This is a genomic window from Massilia sp. BKSP1R2A-1, from assembly GCF_050586525.1.
Taxonomy (GTDB): domain Bacteria; phylum Pseudomonadota; class Gammaproteobacteria; order Burkholderiales; family Burkholderiaceae_D; genus Telluria.
Window position 1 is genome coordinate 302,663 of sequence record NZ_JBOBRE010000003.1, and the last position, 24,174, is coordinate 326,836.

Genomic DNA, 24,174 nt, shown 5'->3' on the forward strand with positions numbered 1-24,174 from the left:
GTGCGGTGCGCGCTTGGGTCCCAGGCCGGGACCCAAGTCAAATTTGCTTCTACAAGCTACTCCGCATCCGGCTGCTGCGCCGGGTGCGCCGCCTTAAACGCCGGCAAATCCACGCACATATCGTTGATGCGCGAAATGGTCGGATACGCCGTCACGTCGATATCGAAGCGCTGCGCATTGAACACCTGCGGCACCAGGAAGCAGTCCGCGATGGTCGGGGTATGGCCGTAGCAGAAGGTGCCGGTATCCAGGTGGCGCGCCAGGTGGGCTTCCAGGGACTGGAAGCCTTCGATGACCCAGTGGCGGTACCAGTCGGTCTTGGCCTGGTCGCTCAAGCCCAGCTGCTTGACCAGGTATTTCAGCACGCGCAGGTTGTTCACCGGGTGGATGTCACAGGCGACGATCTGGGCCAGCTCGCGCACATGGGCGCGCGCCACCGCGCCTTTCGGCAGCAGCGGCACGTCGGGATAGGCCTCTTCGAGGTACTCGAGGATGGCCATCGACTGGGTCAGCGTGATGGCGTCGTCCTGGAAGGCCGGCACCAGGCCGCTCGGGTTGATCGCGCGGTATTCACTTGCCAGGTGCTGCCCGCCGTCACGCACCAGGTGCACGGGCACGGCGTCATAGCCGAGGCCCTTCAGGTTCAGTGCAATCCGCACCCGGTAAGCGGCCGAGCTGCGGAAATAGGTAAACAGTTTCACGTCGTTCTCCGATGATAGCGAACCACCTCCTGGTCGATCGCCCCAAAAATGCTCGCACCGCTCTCGTCCACCATCTCGATGCGCACAGTGTCACCATACGCCAGAAATGGCGTCACTGGCTTGCCGCCTTCAATCGTCTCGTACATGCGCACCTCGGCCAGGCAGCAATAGCCGACACCACCGTTGGCGATGCTGGAGCCGTGCAGGCTGCCCTGTTTATTGGACACCGTGCCCGAGCCGACGATGCTGCCGGCGCCCAGCTCGCGGGTCCGGGCCGCGTGGGCGACCAGCTGGGCGAAGCTGAAGGTCATGTCCTCGCCTGCGTTCGGGCGGCCGAAGGGCTGGTCGTTGAGCGTGACCAGCAGCGGCAGGTGCAGCTTGGAATCCTTCCACGCATCGCCCAGCTCGTCGGGCGTCACGGCCACTGGAGAGAATGCGCTGGCCGGCTTGGACTGGTAGAAGCCGAAGCCCTTGGCCAGTTCGTTCGGGATCAGGTTGCGCAGCGAGACGTCGTTCACCAGCATCACCAGGCGGATCGCGTTCGCCGCTTCCTCGACGCTGGCGCCCATCGGCACCTCGCCGGTCACCACCGCCACCTCGGCTTCCAGGTCCACGCCCCAGGCTTCGTCCAGCACCGCGATCGGGTCGCAGGGGCCGACGAAGGAATCCGAGCCGCCCTGGTACATCAGCGGATCGGTGTAGAACGATTCCGGCACCTCGGCATTGCGCGCCTTGCGCACCAGCTCGACGTGATTGATGTAGGCCGAGCCGTCGCACCACTGGTAGGCGCGCGGCAGCGGCGAATGGCACTCTTCCTCGATGAAGGACTCGGCCTTGTCGGCGCTGCCGGCGTTCAGGCGCTCGTAGATTTTCTGCAGCTGCGGCGCGGCTTCATCCCAGTTGTCCAGCGCGCATTGCAGGGTGCGGGCGATCTTGGGCACGGCCTGGCAGGTGACCAGGTCGCGGCTGACGACGACCAGGGTGCCGTCGCGGCCGCCCGTCTTGAGTGTGGCGAGTTTCATTGCGATTCCTTCAAGGTTGAATGCTTTTCGCCATTACAATCCAAATCGAACTATCATACAAACAGTATTTTCCGCTCGATTTATCAGACTATCTTATGAATCCCACCCTCAGGCAGATGCGCGCCTTCGTTGCCGTCGCCAAGACGGGTAACTTTACGCTCGCCGCCCAGAACCTGCACGTGACGCAGTCCGCCTTGTCCGGTTTGATCAAGGAGCTGGAACAGACGCTGGAGGCGAAGGTCATCGACCGCAGCACCCGGCGCATCACGCTCACCGACATCGGCAAGGAGCTCTACCCCCTATTCAGCCAGATGATCGACGACCTCGACGGTGCGCTGGCGAACGTGGCCGACCACACGAGCCTGAAAAAAGGCATCGTGCGCATCGCCGCGCCCCAGCTGCTGTCCTGCACCCTGCTCCCGGAGGCGATCGCCGCCTACCGCGCGCAGTATCCGGACATCGAGGTGCGTCTGAAGGACACCGAGGTGGAAGGCGTGATCGCGCGGGTGCTGTCGGGCGAGGCGGATCTCGGCATCGGCCCCGAGCGCGAACCGGCGCCGCCGCTCGACTCCCGTCCCCTGTTCGAGATGCCCTTCGCCCTGGTCTTTCCCATAGGACACGCGCTGGAACGCCAGGCCCGCATCACCTGGCAGGACGTGGCGCGCTTTCCGCTCATTTCCCTGCAGGGCCAATTCACCGAACGCCTGCTGGACGAGGTGCAGGCGGCGCCGCTGACGCCGGCCAACGAGGTGACGTTCATGACGACCGCGCTGGCCATGGCGGCCGCAGGGCTGGGAGTGACGGTGTGCATGCCCTATGCGGCGCCGCTGGTGACGCTGTATGGGCTGGTCATGAAGCCGCTGGAAGAGCCGGTGCTGAGCCGGCGTTTCTTCGCCTATACCCGCCAGGGACGTTCGCTGTCTCCCGCTGCCGAAAGCTTCATGACTTTCCTCGACGACTTCGTGGTCCGGTAGGGTGGACGGCTTCGCCGTCCGCGCGTTCAATCGGCGTGAGAACGGACGAGTCGCGTCATCTCACCATGTATTTGAACGCGCGCATGACAGAGCCATGCACCCTACAATAGCGTATCGCCGCCATTGATCGCCCCATGTCCCTGAATACCACCGAAATCAACCGCCTGATGAACCGTTTCGACAGCCACGCAAGCGTCTGGCTGTTCGGCTACGGTTCCCTGATCTTCAAGGCCGACTTCCCCTTCCTCGAACGCCGCCCCGCCTCCATCACCGGCTGGAGCCGGCGTTTCTACCAGGGTTCGCACGATCACCGCGGCACGCAGGAAGCGCCCGGCCGCGTGGTCACCCTGGTGCCCGAGGACGACGCCGTCTGCCACGGCATGGCCTATCTGGTCACCCCCGAGGAATTCGCCCATCTCGACCACCGCGAAAAGAACGGCTACCTGCGCCTGGCGATTGAAATGACATTTGGAGATGGCGGTACGGCGGAAGGCATCGTCTATATCGCGACCCACGAGAACGCGGCCTGGCTCGGCCCGGCCAGCGAGCGCGACATCGCGCGCCAGATCGCCGGCGCGCGCGGACCGAGCGGTCCGAACAGCAAATACCTGCTCGAGCTGGCGCGGGCACTGCGCGCACTGGGCAAGCACGACGCGCATGTGCAGGGGATCGAAGCGCACCTCCAGGAATTCTTGCAATCCGAGAAAGGATAGTTCCAGAAAGTATTTCCTCGATTTTCTCTTCCAACAAGCATGGCAGATCGTCTAGACTCGCGGCATATACCTACAACGACAAGACGATGCCAAACTCCGCCGCAGCCTCCGACGCCCTGCCCTCTCCTGCGGGCGCCGCCACCGGTTCGCCGAGCTTCCCGGTGGTCGGCATCGGCGCCTCGGCCGGCGGCCTGCCCGCCTTGCTGCGCCTGTTCGAGAACCTGCCGGCGGTCAGCGAGATGGCCTTCGTGGTCATCCTGCACCTGTCGCCCAAGCACCCCAGCTCGGCCGCGGAGATCCTGCAGCGCGCCACCCGCATGCCGGTCATCCAGGTCACGTCGACTGTCAGGATCGAACCCGGCCACGTCTACGTCATTGCGCCCAACCTGCACATGTCGATGATCGACAGCATGCTGATCGTCGAGGACCTCGAGCGGCCGCGCGGCCAGCACGTGGCGATCGACCTGTTCTTCCGCACCCTGGCCGGCGTGCACCGGGAGCGCGCGATCGCGATCATGCTGTCCGGCACCGGCTCGGACGGCGCCGTCGGCATCACCCGGGTCAAGGAACAGGGCGGCGTGACCATCGTGCAGTCTCCCGGCGACGCCGAACACGACGGCATGCCGACGGCTGCGATCCGCACCGGGGCGGTCGATTTCGTGCTGCCGGCGGTCGACATACCGCAGAAGCTGATCGACCTGTGGAACAATGCCAAGATCATCAGGTTGCCGCTGGCGCCGGACAGCGACATCATCGCCGAGCCCGTGACGACGGCGACCGAGCTGGCCAACGCCGAATCGGCGCTGCAGGGCATCATCACCGGCCTGCTGTCGAGCACCGGCCACGATTTCCGCCACTACAAGCGCGCCACCGTCCTGCGCCGCATAGAGCGGCGCATGCAGGTGCGCCAGGTGCACACCTTGCAGGAATACCTCGAAGTGCTCGACGCTGACGGCAACGAGTACAAGGCCCTGCTCGACGACATGCTGATCGGCGTCACCAATTTCTTCCGCGACCGCGAATCCTTCGAGGCGCTCGAGCGCGAGGTGATTCCCGAGCTGTTCAAGGACAAGGCGGCGACCGACGAGATCCGCGCCTGGGTCGCGGCCTGCGCCACCGGCGAGGAAGCATATTCGCTGGCCATGCTGATGGCCGACCAGGCTGCCACCATGGAGCATCCGCCCGCCTACCAGGTCTTCGCTTCGGACATCGACGACCACGCGATCGACGCCGCCCGCGCGGGCAGCTATCCATCCTCGATCGTCACGGACGTGGCGCCGAGCCGCCTGCGCCAGTACTTCAACAAGGACGATGACCGCTACCGCACCCGCAAGTCGCTGCGCGACCACATCCTGTTCGCCTCGCACAATCTGCTGCGCGACCCGCCGTTCTCGCGGCTCGACCTGATCTCGTGCCGCAACCTGCTGATCTACCTGAACCGCGACGTGCAGATGCGCCTGATGCAGATCTTCCACTTCGCACTCAAGCCCGGCGGCTACCTCTTCCTCGGCAGCTCCGAATCGGCCGAATCGGTGTCGGACCTCTTCATTCCGGTCGACAAGAAGAATCGCATCTACCGCGCCCGCGGCGGCGGCCGCTCGATGAATTACCAGGGCGCAGGATCTACCACTTTTGGCACCCGCATGCCAGATACGGCGCGCATCAAGCTCCCGGGCAAGCGCCAGTCCTCCTTCGCCGAACTGCACCAGCGCGCCCTGTTCCTGGTGGCGCCGCCGTCCGTCGTGATCGACCGCGAGGGCAACCTGGTCCACATGTCCGACCAGGCCAGCCGCTACCTGCGCATGAACGCGGGCGAACCCTCGCGCAACCTGCTGTCCCTGGTGATGCCGGAACTGCGCCTGGAGCTGCGTTCGGCCATGTACCAGGCGATGCAGCACGAGACGAGCGTCGACTGCCGCCCCATCGAGCTGCTCGAGCAGAAGGAACCGGGCACGGTGGCGATGACGGTGCGGCCCTACCGCGACGAGGAGTCCGAGACCGATTACCTGCTGGTACTGTTCAACCCCGTCGAGCAGGCGCCCGACAGGGGGAGGACGCCGCGACCGGACGGCAGCCACGACGTGGTGCTGGCCCAGCTCGAGGCCGAATTGCAGCGCAAGCGCGAGCAGCTGCAGGAAACCATCGAGAACTCCGAGATCTCGACCGAGGAACTGCGCGCCTCCAACGAGGAACTGCAGGCCATCAACGAGGAGCTGCGCTCGGCCACCGAGGAACTCGAGACCAGCAAGGAAGAGCTGCAATCGGTGAACGAGGAACTCGTCACCGTCAACTACGAGCTCAAGGTCAAGGTCGAGGAAACCGGCAAGGCCAACGACGACCTGAACAACCTGATCGCCTCGACCGACATCGCCACCATCTTCGTGGACAGCGGCCTGCGCATCAAGCGATTCACGCCGCGCGCCGCCGACCTGTTCTCGATCATCGCTTCCGACGTCGGCCGTTCCCTGCTCGACCTGACCCACAAGCTGGACTACGACCAGCTCGCCGAGGACGTCAGCGCGACCTTCGACACCCTGCGCCTGGTCGAGCGCGAGGTGCGCAGCCTCGAAGGCCGCTACTACATCGTGCGCCTGCTGCCCTACCGGACCAACGAAGACCGGATCGAGGGCGCGGTGATGACCTTCTTCGACATCACCCTGCGGCGCCAGGCCGAAGAGCAGGCGCGCGTGAGCGAGGCGCGCATGCAGATGGTGGCCGACAGCGCCAAGGACTACGCCATCATCACGCTCGACCAGGATGGGCGCATCACCAGTTGGAACAAGGGCGCGACCACGGTGTTCGGCTGGAGCGCGGACGAGATGCACGGCCAGACGGCCGAGCGCCTGTTCACGCCGGAAGACCTGGCGCGCGGCGTGCCGCAGGACGAATTGCGGCGCGCGCGCGAGGACGGCCGCGCCGAGGACGAGCGCTGGCACCTGCGCAAGGACGGCACCCGCTTCTTCTGCAGCGGCGTCACGACGCCCTTGCGCAACGGCGACTTCTACGGCTACGCGAAAATCTCGCGCGACATGACGGGGCGCGCCCAGCACGACAGCGAACGCCAGCAGGCCCTCGGCCGCGAAACGCTGGAGCGCCAGAGTGCGGAACATGCGTCCGCCGTGAAGGACGAGTTCCTGTCCATCATGTCGCACGAGCTGCGCCATCCGCTCAACATGATCCACATTAACGTCGAGCTGCTCTCGCGCATGCCGGAACTGCGCCAGGCGCCCGCTGTCATGCGCGCCACCTCGATCATCCGCAACTCGGTCATGACGCAGGCGAAGATCATCGACGACCTGATGGACATGTCGCGGGTCCGCACCGGCAAGCTGTCCCTGACCATGGCGCCCGTTGCGCTCGACGCGGTCCTGCAGGGCATCGTCGACGTGGCCCGCAGCGACCCGGCGGCGCGCGACCTCGGCATTACCTTCGAAGGCAGCATGGGCGGCGTGCCGGTGCTGGCCGACGTGGCCCGCATCGAGCAGGTCGTGATGAACCTGCTGAGCAATGCGATCAAGTTCACCCCGCAGGGTGGCCACGTGAAGGTGTGCCTGCGACGCGAAGACGCCTGCGCGCGGATCGACGTGACCGACGACGGCCAGGGCATCGCGCCCGCGTTCCTGCCGCGCGTGTTCGACATGTATGGCCAGAGCGCGTCGGTGACGACGCGCTCGAAGGGCGGCCTGGGCATCGGCCTGGCGCTGGTGCGCGAGATCGTCGCCCTGCATGGTGGACGGGTCGAAGCAGCGTCGGAAGGCGTCGGCAAGGGCGCGCGCTTCAGCGTCTGGCTGCCGGTGCTGGACCGCGCCGCAGCGGTGCTGCCGGGAGAGCACGGCGCTGGCGAGGACAGCCTGACCGGCCTGCGCATCCTGCTGGTGGACGATCAGGAAGACATGGTGCAGGTGTTCAAGGCGCTGCTCGAGACCACCGGAGCCACCGTCTTCGAGGCCACCAGCGCGCAGCAGGGCCTGGAAGTGCTGGCACGCGAGGACGTGGACGTCCTGATCTCGGACATCTCGATGCCCGAGGTCGACGGCTACGAATTCCTGCGCCGCGTGCGCGCGCTGCCGAAGTGCGCGAAACTGCCGGCTATCGCGATTACCAGCATGCGGCGCGACACCGACATCGCCAACGCGCGCGCGGCCGGCTTCGCGGCGCATCTCGGCAAGCCGGTGTCGGTGGATCGCCTGAATGCGATCATCAACGACCTGCTGCCGAAGCGCCGGGAAAAGCAGGACAGCTGAGGTTTTGTAGGGAGGTCGGCTCTGCCGACCTCCCTACAGCTTCCGTTACACCCTGCGTTCGATCCCCAGCCGCAGGCCATCCTTCGGCCGCAGCGAGATATTCAACACCGTCTCCGGCGCCTTTTCTCCTTCCGGGACCGACAGCCTGAAGCGCTGCAGCACCATCGCCGCCACGGCTGTCAGCTCCGCCATTGCCAGGTGCTGCCCCAGGCACACCCGCGGTCCCGCACCGAAGGGCATGAAGGCCCCGCGCGGGATCGGCGGCGCATCCGGCGCAAACCGCTCCGGCCGGAAGGCCTGCGGCTCCGGAAAGATCCGTTCATCTTCATGCAGCAGGAAGACCGGAATCATGAGCATGGTCCGCTTCGGCACCGTCCAGCCGTCCAGCACGATCTCGCGCGTCGAGCGCCGGCTCATGAGGATCGGCGCCGCCGGGTAGAGGCGCATGGTTTCGTTGAGCGTCTGCGCGAGGTAGCCCAGGCGCGGCAGGTCGGCCTCCAACGGCGCCCTGCCTTCCAGCACCGCGTCCACCTCGCGCCGCGCCGCCTCCTGCGCCTGCGGGTTGGACGCCATGCACCAGGCCCACCAGGCCAGCGTGACGGCAGTGGTCTCGTGGCCGGCCAGGAAGGCGGTCATGCACTCGTCGATCACGGCGCGCAGGGGCCAGGCGGCGGGCTCGAGCCGGTGCAGGTGCAGGAGGCGCGCCAGCATGTCCGCCGGCCATTCCTTGACCGGCATGGCCAGGCGCGCCTCGACCTGGCGCGCGACCAGCGCCGCCAGCGTGGCCTTCACCGCCCGCTTGCGGCCATTCCAGGGCATCCAGTCGGGCCAGCTCGCCGGCCAGAACATTTCCCGGTTGGCCATCACCAGCGCCTCGTGCACCGCGCCTTCCGCGGCGCGGGCCTCGCTGCCGATCTCGCTCGAGAACATCATGCGCATGATGACATCCATGGTGAGCGCGGTCAGCGCGCTGTCGATGGCTTGCTGCTGCGGCTGGCCCGGCGCGCCGGCTGACCAGGCGTCCAGCGCACTGCTCGCCGCCGCCGCGATGGTGCCGACGAATGCCTTCACCGGACGCGGCGCGAACTCCGGCTGCAGGGCCTGGCGCTTCGCGCTCCAGGCGGCGCCTTCGGCGACCAGCACGCTGTGACCCTGGACCTGGGAGAACACCTCGATGCCGCGCTCCCAGCGCACCAGCGCGTCGTGGTGCTGCACCAGCAGCTCGCGCACCAGCGCGGGGCTGGCCACGACCAGCTCGTGTTCCGGCCACATGCGCAGGTGGAACAGGTCGCCGTATTCGGCCCGCCAGGCGCGCAATGCGGCCGGCATGTCGCGCGCCATGCGCGCCAGCAGGCTCCAGCCGGTGATGCGGACTGGCGGACCGGGCGGCCAGGCGCCGCGCGGATGGCTGGCCGGCGTCTCGCCGGGCTGCCGGGGCGGCTGGCCGCCGTGGAAGGGACATTGAGGAGAGGTCGAGGTAGTCATGCGGCACATTCTTCCCGACCGCCAGCGGCGCGTCTTGAACCCAAACGACATCGACAGGGGGCTGGCGCTTGCCTATACTTCAAACCCATGGTGCCCGATCTTCCAGCCGCTCCCCTGCCCGCCTGCCCCGGCCGGCACGCCCGTGGGCCGCGCGCATGCGAGGCGGGTAAGCAGCCCATCGACCGCCTGGTGCTGGCGCCGCCCGCGCTGCAGGGCGCGATGCTGGCCATGGTCAGCCGCGACACCTCGCACGTAGCCCTTTCCGACGCGCAGCGGCTCTCGCACTTTCCCGCCTCCCCCATCGTGACCCTGTCCTGGTACCACGAGGTGGAAGCGGGCCTGGTCCACGCGCGCCATGGATGGCAGCGTCTCGCGTCGCGCGTGATGCTGTCGGGCAGCCAGTCATCCCCGCTCGTCACCTGGTCGCCCAACAGCGGCCGTGGCTACATGGCCTGCTTCGCGCCGGATGCCGCCCAGGCATTGTTCGGGCTGGACCTCGGCGCCGTGCAGGACCGCTTCGTGCCCGCGCGGGATGTGCTGGGCTCCGAATGGCAGCCGATGTGCGAAGCGCTGCTCGCGGCGCCAGATGATGCGGTTTCGCTGAGGGTGCTCGAGCAGCACCTCGCTCCACGCTGGCGCATGCTGCAGGGGCGCAGTTCGGGACGTCCCTCGCTGCGCCAGTTCGGCCGCCATTGGGTCGAACGCCTGGCCCTGCGCGCCCATGAATGGCGCAATACCCACAGCACGCGCCAGGTGGAACGGCGCATCAAGTCCTTCAGCGGCCGCTCGCTGCGCCAGTGGCAGGCGCTGGTGCGCACCGAGGGGATGTTCTTTGCCGCACGCGAACGCTACGAGAACGGCCAGCCCTTCGACTGGGCGACGCTGGCGCTGGACGAAGGGTTTTCGGACCAGGCCCACATGAGCCGCGTGGCCAAGGAAATCTGCGGTTTTTCGCCGACGGAATTCGCGCAGCGCTACGTCGAGGACGAGTCGTTCTGGATCTACCGGCTGTGGGTCTGAGCCGGCTTCGTCACACCATTTTTATAACGATAAAGCGCGCCAGGCGCGCTTACAAGGAGAACGGAAATGTCCAGGAAGATCTTGAGTATGCTGTGTGCGGGCCTGGTGCTGGCCGGCGGTGTCGCCCATGCGGAGACGCGTGTCGCCAAGCCTGTCCCGGTGTACGACCCCGCCCTGGCGAAGGCGCTCGGCGCGGACGAACACGGCATGCGCAGCTATGTGCTGGTCATCCTCAAGACCGGGCCGAAGAAGGCCACCGACAAGGCCGAACGGGCGCGCATCTTCGAAGGGCACTTCGCAAATATGGGCCGCCTGGCCTTCGAAGGGAAACTGGCGGTCGCCGGGCCGCTGGACGGCAAGGAGGACCGGCGCGGGATCTTCATCCTGGCCACCGCGGATATCGACGAGGCCAAGACCTGGGTGGCGACCGATCCCGTCATCCAGAGCGGCGAGATGGTGGCGGAGTACCACAAGTTCTTCAGCTCGGCGGCACTCATGATGGTCAATGAGGTGCACGGGAAGGTCGAGAAGCCGAAATCCACTGCCCCAGCCAGGTAAGCGTACTCTCGAGATCAGGAGCCTTCATGCATCGCTTCACGCACGCCCTGGCGGCGCTGGCACTGGCTGCGCCCGCCGCCGCGGCCTTCGCCGCCGACACCAACGCCTTCAGCAATCCGACGGCGGGCCTCGCACTCAGCAAGCCCGCCGGCTGGCACTACCTCAGTGCGGCGCAGAACATGGACAACATCAAGCGGATGAAACTCGGCGACGAGGAGTTCCATGCCTTGATGAAGCAGTACGCCAGCGCGCCGCTGGTCGCAATGAGCAAGTACCAGGAGCCTTTCGACGACGTCAATCCCAGCTTCAAGGTCAACCTCAAGCCCTATGGCCAGCTGAAGGGCATTCCGGCGACGGAACTCATCAGGCTGATCCTGCCGCAGTTCCAGAAGACCTTCAAGGACTTCTCCCTGGTCCAGGCCCCGGTCGAGGTGAAGGTGGCAGGAATTCAGTCGGCTTACGCCCGGATCGACTACACCATGGAGTTGCCCGATGGGCGCAGCTTTCCCACTTCGTCCGAACTCTGGATCGTCCCGCGTGGAGATTATTTCTTCATGATCGGTGCAGGGACGCGGCAGGACGAAAAGACGGGCACGCGGGCGGAAATCCAGGGCATCCTCGACACCGTCAGGATCACACAATAGACACCGCCGCCGCGCCTGCCGGAGGTGGTGGCAACAGCGGCCGCTCACGAGCGGCTGCCTGCGCCGCCATCCCGAGCGCGGCGCCGGCGCCGCCCGCCCCCTCGCCCCTGGTCCCAAGGCCGTACAATGGCGCCTGTCTTCCCACTTACAGAGCGTTCATATGGAAAATAAGGACCAGCGTTACCTCGTGCAGCAAAACAAAATCGCCGATGGCGAGAAGAAGCCTCCCGTGTTTGCCAAGGTCATGCGCAGCAGGGAAGGCAAGTTCGAAGGCGTTTCCTTTATCAAGAACAAGGAAAAGGCCACGGTCATGTCGGTCGCCGAGGCGCAGGAAGTCATCGACTGGGCTGCCAGCAAGAAAAGCAATGCCGCTGAATACGCGACGAAAATCATCTGCCTGGGCCAGTAGCCCGCCCCTGCGCCATGGGCCAGGGTCTGTCTGACTGATTGAGGAAGATACAAATAATTGTTCTCTCCATCGTAGTTCAGCTCCCCTGTAAACGGCGTTATCTCCTCGCGGACGAAATTTGGACGCGCGGTCGGCGTAGCCGACCACCCTACGGAAAATACCGCTCCGCGCCCCCAAACTTACTCAGAACAGATCCAGCTGTCCCGCCGTCTTCGTGCCTGACTTGCCGCTCTTCCCCTGCAGCGCCGCCGGCACCACCAGCGGGCGCCGGAACTGGCTCGCATCGAGCCGGTCGAAGCGACTACCCAGCTTGCCCAGGCCGAGGCGCTCGACTGTCTTGGTGAAACGCTGGTGGATCAGGTCGGCCCAGACACCCTCTCCCTGCATGCGCTTGCCGAACTCGCTGTCGTAATCCTTGCCGCCGCGCATATCGCGCACACGGTTCATCACGCGCTGCGCACGCTCGGGGAAATGCGCTTCCAGCCATTGCTGGAACAGCGGATTGACCTCGAACGGCAGGCGCAGCACCACGTAATGCGCGCTGACGGCGCCGGCATCGCGCGCCGCTTCCAGGATGCGCTCTATTTCCGGTTCCGTGACGAAGGGGATGATCGGCGCCACGCTCACGCTGACCGGGATGCCGGCTTCGGTCAGCGTGCGGATGGTGCGCAGGCGCCGGGCCGGGGCCGCCGCGCGCGGTTCCAGCGTGCGCGCGATCTGCGGGTCGAGCGTGGTCAGGGTAATGGCGGCGCAGGCCTGCCCTTTCTCTGCCATCGGCGCGACCAGGTCGATGTCGCGCTCGATCAGCGAGGACTTGGTGATCAGCCCATAGGGATGCCGGCATTCCTTGAGCACTTCCAGCACCTGGCGTGTAAGGCCCCGCTCGCGCTCGCAGGGTTGATAGGCGTCGGTGTTGACGCCGATGGCGATGTGTTCCGGCACGTAGCCCGGCTTGGCGAGTTCGCGCCGCAGCAGCTCGGCCGCATTGACCTTGGCGAACAGGCGGCTTTCGAAGTCGAGGCCGGGCGACAGGCCGAGATAGCTGTGCGTGGGGCGCGCGAAGCAATAGATGCAACCCTGCTCGCAGCCGCGGTAGGGGTTCAGCGAGACGTTAAAGGGAATGTCGGGCGAACTGTTACGCGAGAGGATGCTCTTGGCGATCTCATCGCTGACGACGGTGCGGATGCCCGTCGCTTCGTCCTCGTCGCGCTCCCAGCCGTCGTCGAATTCCTCGCGGCCATTGACCTCGTAGCGGCCCTGCAGATTGGAGACGGCGCCCCGCCCCTTGCGTGCGGCGAGCGGACGCGGGCCGAGCATGGGCTGCTCGTCCAGGCGTTCTCGTTCGGGCGGGAGTTGGCGGTCGTGCACGCTGGGTCCATTACTGTATGTCTATACAGTATATTACGCCGCTCCCATCCGGAATTCAAGTGGGCCGCACGTGCGGCATGAAGGCGGCCTGCTGTTCCACAAACCCCTCGAAGGCATCGAACAGGGGGCGGAACTTTTCCGCATTGCCCTCCAGCTGGCCCAGCGCCAGGGCGGCGGCTTCCAGCGACGAGAGCTGGTGCGGCGCGTGAGCCTTGCGGATACGGTAGCCGGACGGCGCCACATCGAGCAGGGCCAGGCGCGGCAGCCGCTGCAGAAGCGGATTCAGGTAAAGCATCTTGCGGCTCTTGCGCCAGGTGGCGTCCAGCACCACCAGGCGCAGCGCGCGCGCCGGCGTCAAGGCCAAGGGCGGCGGCGCGGGCAAGGCGGCATCTCCCGGGGTCTCCGGATACAGCAGCACGGGCGTGCGCCCATCCGCATGCAGCAGCGCCTCCAGTTCGGGCGGATCAAACGCCTCGCCCACCGCCAGCGCGCTGCCGTCCACGCACAGGTGCAGCAGGCGCGCACTGTTCTTGGCGTTGCCGACCTCCAGCGGATGCTGCAGCACCAGCAGGGCCGCCTCGGAGTCGAGCGGCCTGATCCACCGGCAGATGCAGCCCGAGGCCGCCCGCAGGCACAGCGCGCAGCGCGCCCGTTTCACGATCGCTTCGCTCATGGCGCCGGCGTCCAGCCGCCGCCCAGGGCGCGGTACAGGTCGACGTGGGCCGCGAGCAGGCTGGCGCGCAGCTGCAGGACATTGGTCTCGGCGCTGAAGGCGGTGCGCTGGGCGTCCAGCTCTTCGAGGTAGGAAGCGTAGCCGTTGGCGTAGCGGTTGCGCGCCACCCGCAGCACCTCGTTCGCGGCCCGGCTGCGCGCCTCGGCTTCGAACAGCTGGCGCCGCAGGCCATCGATGCCGGCCAGCGCATTCTCGGTCTCGGCAAAGCCGGCGCGCACCGCGTTCTCGTAGGCGAACAGGGCGCGGTCGCGCACGGTGGCGGCGATGTCGGCCTGGGCGCGCAGGCGCCCTCCGTCGAAGATCGGCGCCAGCACGCTGCCGCCCACGCTCCACAACTCGACCGGATCGCGCAGCAGGCGGGCGACGCTTCCTCCCTGCGCGCCGAGCGAGGCGCTGAAGCGGATCGACGGCAGCAGCTGGTCGCGCGCAGCGGCCAGGCTGGCGTCGGCGGCCGCGACCTGCCGCTCGGTCTGGGCGATGTCGGGACGGCGGCGCAGCAGTTCCGAGGGCAGCCCCGGCGCGGGCGCCGGCAGGCGCACCTCCAGCAGCGGAACGCCGCGCGCCACCGGTCCGGGGCTGGCGCCCACCAGCAGGCGCAATGCCTGTTCCTGCTGGGCGATGGCGCGTTCCAGCTGGGGCACCACCGCGGCCGTCGCATGCAGCTCGGCCTCGGCCTGCGACATCTCCAGGCGCGAGCTGTAGCCGACCTCGAACTGGTGGCGCGCCAGCGCGAAGGAGCGCTCGCGCGAGGCCAGGGTCGCGCGCGCCAGCGCCAGCTGGGCGTCCAGGCCGAGCAGGTTGAAGTAGCCGGACGCCGTATTCGACACGATGGACAGCGCGGCCGCATCCAGGGCGGCTTCCTGCGACAGCTCCTCGAAGCGGGCTGCATCGAGCGTTGCCGCGATGCGGCCGAACAGGTCGAGTTCATAGGAGGCCTGCACCGAGCCGGCCACCGACGTCACCTCCACCGGCTGGCCGAGCGGACCGATGGCGCGTGCGCGGCTCGGACCGAACGACAGGTTCAGGGCCGGCAGGTTCGCGCTTTGCGCGACACGCACGCGCGCCCGGTACTCCTCCAGCCGGCTGCGCGCGATGCGCAGCTCGCCGTTATTGTCGAGCGCACGCCGCACCAGCGTGTCGAGCGCCGGGTCGCCGAACGAGCGCCACCAGTCGCGCGCAACCGCACCCTCTCCTCCCGGCGCCGTGCGCCACACAGCCGGGACCTGCAGGGTCGACGCGGGCTTGGGATGCGGCGCCATCGCGCATCCCGCCACCAGCAGCAGGGGAAGCAGCCGCGCCGCCCTCATCGCGCTTCCCTGCCTGCGGAGGCGGTATCGATCGTCGCCACCACCGACATGCCCGGCCGCAGGCGCTGGGCCAGCGGCTGGTTCGCGTCGATCTTGACACGCACCGGGATGCGCTGGGCGATCTTCACGAAGTTGCCGGTCGCATTGTCCGGCGTGATCACCGAGAATTCGGAACCCGTGGCCGGCGCGATGCGTTCGACGTGGCCGCGCAGCGTCGCATTGTTCAGCGCGTCGACGGTGAAGCTGACCGGCTGGCCCAGGCGCACGTCCGCCATCTGCGTTTCCTTCATGTTCGCGATAATCCAGAGCTGGGCCGGCACCAGGGCCGTCAGCTGGGCGCCGGCATTCACGAAGGCCCCCTGGCGCACCGTCACCTGCCCCAGCTGGCCGTCGCGCGGCGCCAGGATGCGGGTGTTCGACAGGTCGATCTCGGCCAGGCGCACCTGGGCTTCGGCATTCGCAACCGCCGCCTCGAGCGAGGCGCGGTTCACGCCCACCGAACGCAGGTTGGTGCGCGCGATCTCCAGCGTGGCGCGCGCCTGGTCGCGGCTTGCGACCGCCTGGGCATTGGCCGCGCGGGCGGCGTCGCGTTCGCGCGCGGACAGCGAACCGTCGGCGGCCAGCTCCTCCACGCGGCGCAGGTCGAGGGCCGTGCGGCGCGCCAGCGCTTCGGCGCTGGCCAGCGTCGCCCGGTTCTGCTCGATGGTGGCCTGGGCGCTGCGATTCGTCTGCGCGAAGTTCTCGAGCGCCGCGCGGCGGTTCGCCAGCTCGGCGCGCGCCTGCTCCAGGCGCTGGGTCGGAATGCGGTCGTCGATGCGGATCAGGAGCTCGCCCTGCTTCACCTGCTGGAAGTCCTGCACCAGCACCTCGACCACGTAGCCGCTCAGCTGGGGACTGATGATGGTCACCTGGCCGCGCACGAGTGCGTTCTCGGTGGCCTGCAAGGTAGTGCGAAACGGCGGCAGCTTCCAGGCGTAGAGCACGACCAGGACGCCGGCAAGGGCGATGGCGCCGAAGAGGGCGGCGCTGACGAGAATGCGGCGCGAACGTTTGCTGGCCGGGGATGGAGTCTGGTCTGGCATGGTGCTCAATCGGTGACGGGTTCGGGTGGTGGTGGCGCGCCCGGCGCGGGCGCGGCGGGTACGGGCTTGGGCGCGGCGAAGTACTGCAGCCAGACGGCGTGCAGGAAGATCCAGAGCGCGCTGGCGGCGGCGATCGCCGCCAGCACGAGGAAGACGTCGTTATAGGCCAGGATGTTGGCTTCGCGCGTGGCGCTGGCCGCCAGCGATGCCGCGCCCTGGCGGGTGCGCGCGGCCGGGTCGGCGACCAGCTGGCCGACGGCGGCGGCGCCGGCCTGGATGCGGTTCGCGACCAGCGGATCGAGGCTGCTGAGGTGCTCGGTGATGATCGAGGAATGGTATTTCTCGCGCAGCACCTGGAAGGTGCCGACCAGCGAGGAGCCCAGCAGGCCGCCCAGGTTCTGGGTCAGGCCGAACAGCACCGAGAAGCTGATCAGGTTGGCCGGGTTGGCGATCACGGTGCCGATCAGGGAAATCACCAACGGGCCCAGGAACAGGGTGCCGCCGAAGGCGAGCAGGCTCTGGCTCAGGTACATCTGCTCGGGGCGGGTCTGGTTGGTGGCGTGGGCGTCGATCCAGGCGCCGATCGCCATCAGCACCAGCGAGATGACCTGCGGCGCCATCAGGTGATTCACGTTGACGGTCAGCGCGGAGACCACGATGCCGGCCACCGTGGCGCACAGCACGATGCCGTACAGGGTCTGCATCTGGGTATTGTCCAGGCCCACGGAGCGCAGGAAGCCGACCGCGCCCACGCTCTGCTCCGACAGCACGATGCGCACCAGGACCATCGACACGGCAAGGCGCACGATGTTGGCGCTCGTGAAGAAGCGGATGTTCAGCAGCGGGTTGGCGCGGTTGTGCTCCACGCAGAAGGCGGCCGCCAGCAGCACGATGGCGCCGGCGAGGGCGACGCCGATCCAGGGCTGCTCGAACCACCACAGCACGCGTCCGAAGCTCAAGGCCGCGCAGAGCAGCGCCATGCCGGGCGCGAACAGGGCGAAGGTGACGAAGTCCATCGGCCGGAAGGCCTTGAAGCGGTCGCCCGGCGGCAGCTTGAGCATCAGCACCGCGCCCAGCGAGACCAGGGCCAGGCCCAGCTCGAACATGTACAGACCGCGCCACTCGGCGATCTGCAGCAGGTCGCCGGAAAAGAGATAGGCCAGCGGCAGCGCCAGCTGGGCCGTGCCGAGCGCCAGGGCCACGCCGCGCAGGCGCCATTGCTTCTTGAAGGCCTGCAGCACGTAGTACAGGCCGAGCGGCGAGATCGCCGCCGCCAGCATGCCGTGGGCGGCGCGCACCGCGATGGCCGAGCCGAGGTCGTTCACGAACAGGTGGGCGAAGGTGACCAGCGCGTAGAGCACCAGGAAGAATTCGGTGAACAGGCGCAGGCCGAACTGCTGGCGGAACTTCACCAGCAGCAGGTTCATCGAGGCGTTCGCCATGACGTAGGCGGCCGGCAGCCAGGCGGTTTCGGTGGAATAGGCGCCCAGCGTGCCCTGCAGGTTGACGAGGTTGACCGAGACCAGCGCATTGCCAAGGCCGCCGGTGACCGTGATCAGGATGCCCACGAACAGGTAGGCAAAGCGCAGCGGCGTCGGATGGGCGGGCGTCGACGGCGAGCCAGGGAGCATCGGCTTTTCATCCGGCGCCCAGGCGCGCGGCGCGTACTTGCTCATCCGGCCACTCCCTCCTGTTGTTGTCACCTTCGCATGATAACCGCACAAGAAAAAGCACGCTGGCACGACTCGCAGGCGTTCAAGATGTGGTCACCTTGACACGCCACGAAAATTTACCTTCGGAATTGCCAAAACCGATATTGCTCTGTCGATTCAGCATACCTAGAATCAATTTGTGCCTCACGGAAATTGTTCCAGAACTGTTCAGGCACGCAGTTTTGACAGAGTCGCCATGCAACCACGCCGTACGCTCCGCCAGCTCTTCGCCGCCGCCTTTGCCGTCGCCGCCATGTATCCCGGCGTCGCCGTCCAGCAGGAGTTGCAACTCGACCATCGGATGAACGAACACATCGAGCAGGTGCCCGCCGGACCGCAGGGGCGCGCCATGCTGGAGACCACCGTGTTCCAGCCGAACGGCCCCGGCCCCTTCCCGCTGATCATCATCAACCACGGCAAGGACCCCGGCCGGCCAAACCTGCAGCCGCGCGACCGCTTCTACCACATGGCCACCGCCTTCGTGAAACGCGGCTATGCGGTGATGGTGCCGATGCGCCAGGGCTTCGCCAACTCCACCGGCCGCTACCGCGACTTCGGCTGCGACATGAAGGCCAACGGCTACATCCAGGCCGAGGACATCCTCTCCACCCTCGCCTATGCGCGCAAGCAGCCCTGGGTCGACGGCAACCACATCGTCATCGCCGGCCAGTCCTACGGCGGCCTGGCGACCATCGCGGCCGGCACGAAGGACTTGCCCGGCGTGCGCGGCCTGATCAACTTCGCCGGCGGCCTGCGCGACGACAGCGACCGCTGCGCCTGGCGCTCGGCCCTAGTGACCGCCTTTGCCGACTACGGCACCAAGGCGAAGCTGCCGACTCTGTGGATGTATGGAGAGAACGATTCCCTGTTCGGCCCCGAGCTGGCGCAGCGCATGCACGCCGCCTTCGAGGGCGCGGGCGGCCGCGGCAAGCTGGTCGAATTCCCGGCCTTCAAGCGCGATTCGCACGGCATGCTGGCCAGCCGCGACGGCGAGAAGGTCTGGCTGAACGACACCATGGCCTTCCTGCAGCAGATCGGCATGCCGACCAAGGTGATCCACGACGTGCCGCCGCCTCCGACCCCGGCCCGCACCGATTACGCGAAGGTGGACGACGTCGAGGCCGTGCCCTTCCTGTCCGAGAACGGCCGCCGCGCCTACCAGGAATACCTGGGCAAGATGACCCCGCGCGCCTTCGCGGTCTCGCCGAGCGGCGCCTGGACCTGGGCCGAGGAAGGCGAAGACCCGGACGGCCGCGCCCTCGCCACCTGCACCGCGAAGAGCACCGAGCCCTGCCGCCTGTATTCGGTGGACGACTACGTGGTGTGGACGGGTGACCTCGACCAGGCGGCGGAAGCTGCGGTGACGGCGTCAAGGACGCCTGCGCCGAAGGTGGATGCGGAGAACTCGGTGCCGACGACCTCGATCGGTAGCAACAAGGCCACGAACTGACGCGCTGGCGACTTTGTAGGGTGGACCGGGCCACGAGAGGCGGCTTCGCCGTCCACCCTACGACACCAGGGCCACCGATTTCACCTGGGCCCACGCCCGGCTCCCCTGCTCGAGCTTCAGATCGAACAAGGCCCGCCGCGTGATCCGCGCCAGCAGCACCGTCTCCCCGCACTTCAGCCTGAGCAGCACCTGCGAAGGATGGCGGTCCACCGCGATCGACTCCACCGCGCAGGGGAAGTGATTCTGGATGCTGGTATCCGCCGGCTCACGCGAGCTCAAGCTGACGTCGCGCGCCAGGATCCGCAGCCGCACCGCGCTTCCCACCTTGATGCCGCTGTCGCGCAGCCATAGCGCGCCCCCGTTGAAGTCCACCCGGATCAGCTGCCACTCCGCGCTGCGCTCGGCGACCATGCCATGCACCAGCGCGCCCGCGTCTTCTGCGAAAGCTGCAGCATCACCGAGCGACAGCAGCACCTCGTCCACCGCCCCCGCTGCCTTCACCTTCCCCTGTTCGAGCATGACGACGTGGTCGGCGAGCCGCGCCAGCTCGTCGGCGGAATGCGTCACGTAGAGCATGGGGAGCTTGAGCTCGAGGTGCATCTTCTCCAGCCACGGCAGGATTTCCTGCCTGCGCGCGGCGTCGAGCGCGGCCAGCGGCTCGTCCAGCAGCAGCAGGCGCGGCATCGTGGCCAGGGCGCGCGCGATCGCCACGCGCTGGCGCTCGCCGCCGGACAGCTGGGCCACCTGCCGGCCGAGCAGGTGGCCGATGCCGAGCAGTTCGATGGCATCCGCCAAGGTGCGCGCCGCCTCCGGCGACGGGCTGCGCTTCCGGCCGAAGTCGAGGTTGCCCCGCACGTCGAGGTGGGCGAACAGGCTGGCCTCCTGGAACACGTAGCCGAGCGCGCGCCGATGCGTCGGCACGAACACGCGCGCGGCATCGTCCTGCCAGGTTTCCTCGCCCACCACGACGCGTGCCTCGCGCGCCTTCTCCAGTCCGGCGACACAGCGCAGGATGCTGGTCTTGCCGGAACCCGAAGGCCCGAACAGCACCGTGATGCCGCTGCCCGGCAGGCGCAGGTCGACGTCCAGCAGGAAGTCGGCGCGCGGCAGTTGCAGGCGGATTTGCAGCGCATGCGTCAAGGCAGCACCCGCGTATCGCTGCGGCGCAGGCTGGCCAATACCAGCAGGACCACGAAGCTGAACAGCAGCATGCCGCCGGCCAGCCAGTGCGCGGAGGCGTATTCCATCGCCTCCACATAGCCATAGATCTGGGTGGACACCACGCGCGTCGCGCCCGGGATGTTCCCGCCGATCATGAGGACCACGCCGAATTCGCCGACCGTGTGCGCGAAGCTCAGGACGGCGGCGGTGATGATGCCGGTACGCGCCTGCGGCAGCGCGACGGTGAAGAAGGCGCTCAGGGGCGAGGCGCGCAAGGTGGCCGCCACCTCCATCGGGCGCGGTCCCATCGCCTCGAAAGCATGCTGCATGGGCTGGACGGCGAAGGGCAGCGAGTAGACGATCGAGCCGACCAGCAGCCCGGTGAAGGTAAACGAGAGCACGCCCAGGCCGAGCGCCTGCGTGAACCTGCCGAGCGGCCCGTCGGGGCCCATGGCCACCAGCAGGTAAAAGCCCAGCACCGACGGCGGCAGCACCAGCGGCATCGTCACCAGCGCGGAGACCGGCAGGCGCCAGCGCGAGCGGGTGCTGGCCAGCCACCAGGCCAGCGGGGTGGCGAGCAGCAGCAGGAGCAGCGTGGTGGACGTCGCCAGCTCGACGGTCAGCCAGATGGCCTGCCAGGCCTCTTTCTCGATCGGCATCGGTCAGATCTCGTAGCCGAAGCTGCGGATCACCGCCTTGGCCTTGCTGCTCTGCAGGTACTGCATCAGCGCGATCGCCGCCGCATTGTCCTTGCCCTTGCCGAGCAGGATGGCATCCTGGCGGATCGGCGCATGCATCGAGGCCGGCACGATCCAGGCCGAGCCTTCCTTCAGCTTGCCGTCGGCATAGACCTGGGACAGCGCGACGAAGCCCAGCGCCGCGTTGCCGGTCGCGGCGAACTGCCAGGCCTGGGCGATGTTCTCCCCCAGGACCAGTTTCGGACGCAGCGTGTCCAGGAGGCCGAGCTTCCTCATGGTGTCGATGGCAGCGGCGCCGTAGGGCGCGAGCTTGGGGTCGGCAACCGCGACCCGGTCGAAGCGTCCACGCTTCAGGACCTCGCCCTGCGCATCGACGAAGCCGGCCTGCCTGCTCCACAGCGCCAGCCTGCCCACCGCATAGGTGAAGCGGCTGCCGCCCTGCCCTTCGCGCTCGAGTCTCGCAGGGGTCTCGTCGTCGGCCGCCAGCAGCACTTCGAACGGCGCACCATGTTTGATCTGCGCATAGAACTTGCCGGTCGAGCCGAAGGAGAGCACCGCCTTATGGCCGGTGTCCGCCGCGAACATCGGCGCCAGCTTTTCCATGGGCGCGGTGAAATTGGCGGCGACAGCCACCTGCACTTCGCCCGCCCGTACACCAAAGCAGATCGCCAGGCCCGCGGCCAGCATGCACCACTGTTTCATTGTCGGCCTCGCTATTCGGATCGGGAATAGCGCAACTCTAGCACAAGTGGCGGCTCGCTATTCACTAGTGGAATAGCGCATGCCATCCCGCCCTGCTACCATGGCAGGATGAACAAGCAAACCCTCCCCCTGGACGAGGTCCTCGGTTTCCAGGCCGTCGACAAGCGCATCGACATCCTGCGCCGCGTGGGACAGGCCGGCTCCATCTCCGAAGCGGCGCGCGCCGCAGGGGTGAGCTACAAGGCGGCCTGGCAGGCGCTGGAGACGCTGGCCAACCTGGCCGGCACGCCGCTGGTCGAGAAGGCGGTGGGCGGCAGCGGCGGAGGCGGCGCGACGCTCACGGCGGCCGGGCAGCGCGTGCTCGAGGCGGCGGACGACATGGCCAGGGCCCGCCGCCGCATCCTCGACAGCGTCAAGCACGGCGACGCCAGCGGCCGCGCCGCGCTCGCGCTGCGCACCAGCATGCGCAACCAGTTCCCCTGCACGGTCGGCACGGTCAGGCAGCACCGGGGACAGATGCGTGTGCAACTGCTGCTGGCCGAGGGCAGCGCCCTGCACGCGCGCATCACGCGCGAGAGCGTGCAGCTGCTCGGCCTGGCGCCGGGCATGGAGGTGCTGGCCCTGTGCAAGGCCACGGCGGTCAGGATCGCACAGCACATCGACAGCGCGGAGCCGGCCAATGTGCTCAGCGGGGAGATCGTTCGCGCCGGCCGTTCGGCGTCAGGCGGCGAAGCCACGCTGCGCCTGGCGAGCGGCGTACAACTGGTGGGCTTCGGCGCTGCGGGCGCCGCGCTGCGCGCCGGGCGCATGGGCATGGCCTCGGTCGACGAGTCCAGTGTCGTGATCGGCGTGCTGTCCTAGCCTCTGTCAAGCCTCCGACGCACTGTTTCTGTGCGTGAAGCCGCCCAGCCGCCAGGCTATGCGACACAGCGCAAACCGCATCCGGCTTTCAGCTCCGACAATGGCATCGAGCCCATTTTGGAGAAGCACATGGTTCGCATCCTCCACGCCTGCATGGCCGCGCTGCTGGCGCTCGGCATGAGCGTGCCGGCTGCCGCGGCGAACAACGATCCCGTCATCCTGGTCCACGGCTTCCTCGGCTTCGGCCCCGACACCTTCGAGCACAGCGGCTTCACCTACTGGGGCGGCTACGGCGACATCGCCTCGCACATGCAGGTCTACCGCGGCCCGCGCACCGTGTTCGCGGCCGTGGTGGGCCCGGTCAGCTCCAACTGGAACCGCGCGGCCGACCTCTACGCCCAGATCAAGGGCGGCTGTGTCGACTACGGCGCCGCCCACGTGAGGAAGCGCGGCCTGCCGGGGCAACAGCAGACGCCAAGCGGCAAGTGCTGGGCCGCCGACCCGAAGAACAATCCCGAAAACTACCCGCTCGCCCTCTACCCGGCCTGGGACGCCGCCCACCCGGTCCACTTCATCGGCCACAGCCAGGGCGGCACCACGATCCGCGCCCTGGTCCAACTGCTCGAACACGGCTCGCCCGACGACGAAGGCGGCCACGAACTGTTCAAGGGCGGCAAGGTCGGCTGGGTACGCAGCGTGACGACCATCTCGGCGCCGCACAACGGCACCACCTTCGCCGACGCCGTGCTCAACGTGACCCCTGGCCTGCAGACGCCGCTCGGCGACGTGCTCAAGAACCGCTGGGCCAAATGGGAGCTGTCGCCCGACGGTGCGCGCGAATTCAATGCCTGGGCGCGCACCTCGCCGCATATCTACTGGTATTCGGTGGGAACGGTCGCGACCGAGGCTGGCGCCTGGTGCTGCAATGCGACCGACCGCGTGATCGCTCCCATCCAGACCACCTATCACCAGTACCCGCGGCTCGACATGATCCCGGCCTTCAAGCCCATGGCGGGCGAATGGATCGTGCCCTCGGCCCTGCAGCGCGGCCTGGGCGGCTACACCCAGCAGGCCGCGGGCCGGGTGCGCATCGACAGCGACTGGTTTCCCAACGACGGGGTGGTCAATACCGTGAGCATGCGCTCACCCGCCGGGCATCCGGTGCGGGACTTCGACGGCAAGTCGGTGAAAGGCTGCTGGAACTTCCTGGGGAATCAACAGGGCTACGACCATTTCGACATCCTGAACTGGCCGAACCCGGGGCCGTCGGCCAATCCGCTTTACGAACGAATCAGCGACATCATCTTCGCGCTCTGAGCCGCTGCCGGGT

At 67.5% G+C, this 24,174-nt stretch carries 21 protein-coding genes; 10 read left to right on the forward strand and 11 right to left on the reverse strand.

Going from position 1 to position 24,174, the window contains the following annotated elements; all coding sequences use genetic code 11:
• Positions 1–56: 56 nt before the first annotated feature.
• Together maiA and ACQ7JA_RS07020 are read right to left on the reverse strand one after the other, a co-directional pair.
• Complete coding sequence (gene maiA / locus ACQ7JA_RS07015; protein WP_430895959.1) at positions 57–701, reverse strand: maleylacetoacetate isomerase; 645 nt, start codon at positions 699–701, stop codon at positions 57–59.
• On the reverse strand, positions 698–1,723 hold the full coding sequence (locus ACQ7JA_RS07020) for a fumarylacetoacetate hydrolase family protein (protein WP_430895961.1): 1,026 nt from the start codon (positions 1,721–1,723) through the stop codon (positions 698–700). The genes maiA and ACQ7JA_RS07020 overlap by 4 nt, the downstream gene beginning before the upstream one ends.
• Before the next feature lie 95 nt (positions 1,724–1,818).
• Here ACQ7JA_RS07020 and ACQ7JA_RS07025 point away from each other — a divergent pair, with 95 nt between their 5' ends.
• The 3 genes from ACQ7JA_RS07025 (at position 1,819) to ACQ7JA_RS07035 (ending at position 7,654) form a co-directional block, all read left to right on the forward strand.
• The gene (locus ACQ7JA_RS07025) at positions 1,819–2,697 is read left to right on the forward strand and encodes a LysR family transcriptional regulator (protein ID WP_430895963.1); all 879 of its coding nucleotides are present in this window, start codon (positions 1,819–1,821) and stop codon (positions 2,695–2,697) included.
• 134 nt (positions 2,698–2,831) lie between these two features.
• Positions 2,832–3,410, forward strand: coding sequence for a gamma-glutamylcyclotransferase (locus ACQ7JA_RS07030; RefSeq protein WP_430895965.1), 579 nt, complete (start codon positions 2,832–2,834; stop codon positions 3,408–3,410).
• 86 nt (positions 3,411–3,496) lie between these two features.
• The gene (locus ACQ7JA_RS07035) at positions 3,497–7,654 is read left to right on the forward strand and encodes a CheR family methyltransferase (RefSeq protein ID WP_430895967.1); all 4,158 of its coding nucleotides are present in this window, start codon (positions 3,497–3,499) and stop codon (positions 7,652–7,654) included.
• A gap of 45 nt (positions 7,655–7,699) precedes the next feature.
• On the opposite strand, the gene ACQ7JA_RS07040 is transcribed toward ACQ7JA_RS07035, so the two are convergent.
• A complete protein-coding gene (locus ACQ7JA_RS07040; RefSeq protein ID WP_430895969.1) occupies positions 7,700–9,139 on the reverse strand; it encodes a cytochrome P450 in 1,440 nt (479 codons plus the stop codon).
• A gap of 87 nt (positions 9,140–9,226) precedes the next feature.
• On the opposite strand from ACQ7JA_RS07040, the gene ACQ7JA_RS07045 reads away from it, so the two are divergent.
• The 4 genes from ACQ7JA_RS07045 to ACQ7JA_RS07060 all read left to right on the forward strand — a co-directional run bounded on the left by ACQ7JA_RS07045 (position 9,227) and on the right by ACQ7JA_RS07060 (position 11,770).
• Positions 9,227–10,159, forward strand: a complete 933-nt coding sequence (locus ACQ7JA_RS07045; protein WP_430895971.1) for a helix-turn-helix domain-containing protein — start codon at positions 9,227–9,229, stop codon at positions 10,157–10,159.
• 66 nt (positions 10,160–10,225) lie between these two features.
• Positions 10,226–10,717: a YciI family protein gene (locus ACQ7JA_RS07050; protein WP_430895973.1), complete on the forward strand. Its 492-nt coding sequence runs from the start codon at positions 10,226–10,228 to the stop codon at positions 10,715–10,717.
• 26 nt (positions 10,718–10,743) lie between these two features.
• Complete coding sequence (locus ACQ7JA_RS07055; RefSeq protein WP_430895975.1) at positions 10,744–11,361, forward strand: hypothetical protein; 618 nt, start codon at positions 10,744–10,746, stop codon at positions 11,359–11,361.
• Positions 11,362–11,521: 160 nt separating this feature from the next.
• Entirely contained in the window at positions 11,522–11,770 is a 249-nt protein-coding gene (locus ACQ7JA_RS07060) for a hypothetical protein (protein WP_430895977.1), read from the forward strand.
• Positions 11,771–11,953: 183 nt separating this feature from the next.
• On the opposite strand, the gene ACQ7JA_RS07065 is transcribed toward ACQ7JA_RS07060, so the two are convergent.
• The 5 genes from ACQ7JA_RS07065 to ACQ7JA_RS07085 all read right to left on the reverse strand — a co-directional run bounded on the left by ACQ7JA_RS07065 (position 11,954) and on the right by ACQ7JA_RS07085 (position 17,936).
• Positions 11,954–13,087, reverse strand: a complete 1,134-nt coding sequence (locus tag ACQ7JA_RS07065; RefSeq protein ID WP_430896114.1) for a PA0069 family radical SAM protein — start codon at positions 13,085–13,087, stop codon at positions 11,954–11,956.
• A 106-nt stretch (positions 13,088–13,193) separates the two neighbouring features.
• Positions 13,194–13,811 carry a tRNA-uridine aminocarboxypropyltransferase gene (locus ACQ7JA_RS07070; RefSeq protein WP_430895979.1) on the reverse strand — a complete coding sequence of 206 codons (618 nt, stop codon included), beginning with the start codon at positions 13,809–13,811 and terminating at the stop codon, positions 13,194–13,196.
• Positions 13,808–15,178 (reverse strand): efflux transporter outer membrane subunit, encoded by a 1,371-nt coding sequence (locus tag ACQ7JA_RS07075; protein ID WP_430895981.1) that lies wholly within the window; start codon positions 15,176–15,178, stop codon positions 13,808–13,810. The genes ACQ7JA_RS07070 and ACQ7JA_RS07075 overlap by 4 nt, the downstream gene beginning before the upstream one ends.
• Positions 15,175–16,260, reverse strand: a complete 1,086-nt coding sequence (locus tag ACQ7JA_RS07080; protein WP_430895983.1) for an HlyD family secretion protein — start codon at positions 16,258–16,260, stop codon at positions 15,175–15,177. Before ACQ7JA_RS07080 ends, ACQ7JA_RS07075 begins: the two co-directional genes overlap by 4 nt.
• A gap of 5 nt (positions 16,261–16,265) precedes the next feature.
• On the reverse strand, positions 16,266–17,936 hold the full coding sequence (locus ACQ7JA_RS07085) for an MFS transporter (RefSeq protein ID WP_430895985.1): 1,671 nt from the start codon (positions 17,934–17,936) through the stop codon (positions 16,266–16,268).
• 232 nt (positions 17,937–18,168) lie between these two features.
• Here ACQ7JA_RS07085 and ACQ7JA_RS07090 point away from each other — a divergent pair, with 232 nt between their 5' ends.
• Positions 18,169–19,422 carry a dienelactone hydrolase family protein gene (locus ACQ7JA_RS07090; RefSeq protein ID WP_430895987.1) on the forward strand — a complete coding sequence of 418 codons (1,254 nt, stop codon included), beginning with the start codon at positions 18,169–18,171 and terminating at the stop codon, positions 19,420–19,422.
• Between the two features lie 57 nt (positions 19,423–19,479).
• On the opposite strand, the gene modC is transcribed toward ACQ7JA_RS07090, so the two are convergent.
• Genes modC through modA form a run of 3 tightly spaced genes read right to left on the reverse strand, consistent with a single transcriptional unit; the run spans position 19,480 to position 21,983 of the window.
• Complete coding sequence (gene modC / locus ACQ7JA_RS07095) at positions 19,480–20,562, reverse strand: molybdenum ABC transporter ATP-binding protein (RefSeq protein WP_430895989.1); 1,083 nt, start codon at positions 20,560–20,562, stop codon at positions 19,480–19,482.
• Positions 20,559–21,242: a molybdate ABC transporter permease subunit gene (gene modB / locus ACQ7JA_RS07100; protein ID WP_430895991.1), complete on the reverse strand. Its 684-nt coding sequence runs from the start codon at positions 21,240–21,242 to the stop codon at positions 20,559–20,561. The genes modC and modB overlap by 4 nt, the downstream gene beginning before the upstream one ends.
• A 3-nt stretch (positions 21,243–21,245) precedes the next feature.
• Positions 21,246–21,983: a molybdate ABC transporter substrate-binding protein gene (gene modA / locus ACQ7JA_RS07105; RefSeq protein ID WP_430895993.1), complete on the reverse strand. Its 738-nt coding sequence runs from the start codon at positions 21,981–21,983 to the stop codon at positions 21,246–21,248.
• A gap of 108 nt (positions 21,984–22,091) precedes the next feature.
• Here modA and ACQ7JA_RS07110 point away from each other — a divergent pair, with 108 nt between their 5' ends.
• Complete coding sequence (locus tag ACQ7JA_RS07110) at positions 22,092–22,844, forward strand: TOBE domain-containing protein (RefSeq protein ID WP_430895995.1); 753 nt, start codon at positions 22,092–22,094, stop codon at positions 22,842–22,844.
• A gap of 129 nt (positions 22,845–22,973) precedes the next feature.
• Positions 22,974–24,161 carry an esterase/lipase family protein gene (locus tag ACQ7JA_RS07115; RefSeq protein WP_430895997.1) on the forward strand — a complete coding sequence of 396 codons (1,188 nt, stop codon included), beginning with the start codon at positions 22,974–22,976 and terminating at the stop codon, positions 24,159–24,161.
• Positions 24,162–24,174 lie beyond the last annotated feature (13 nt).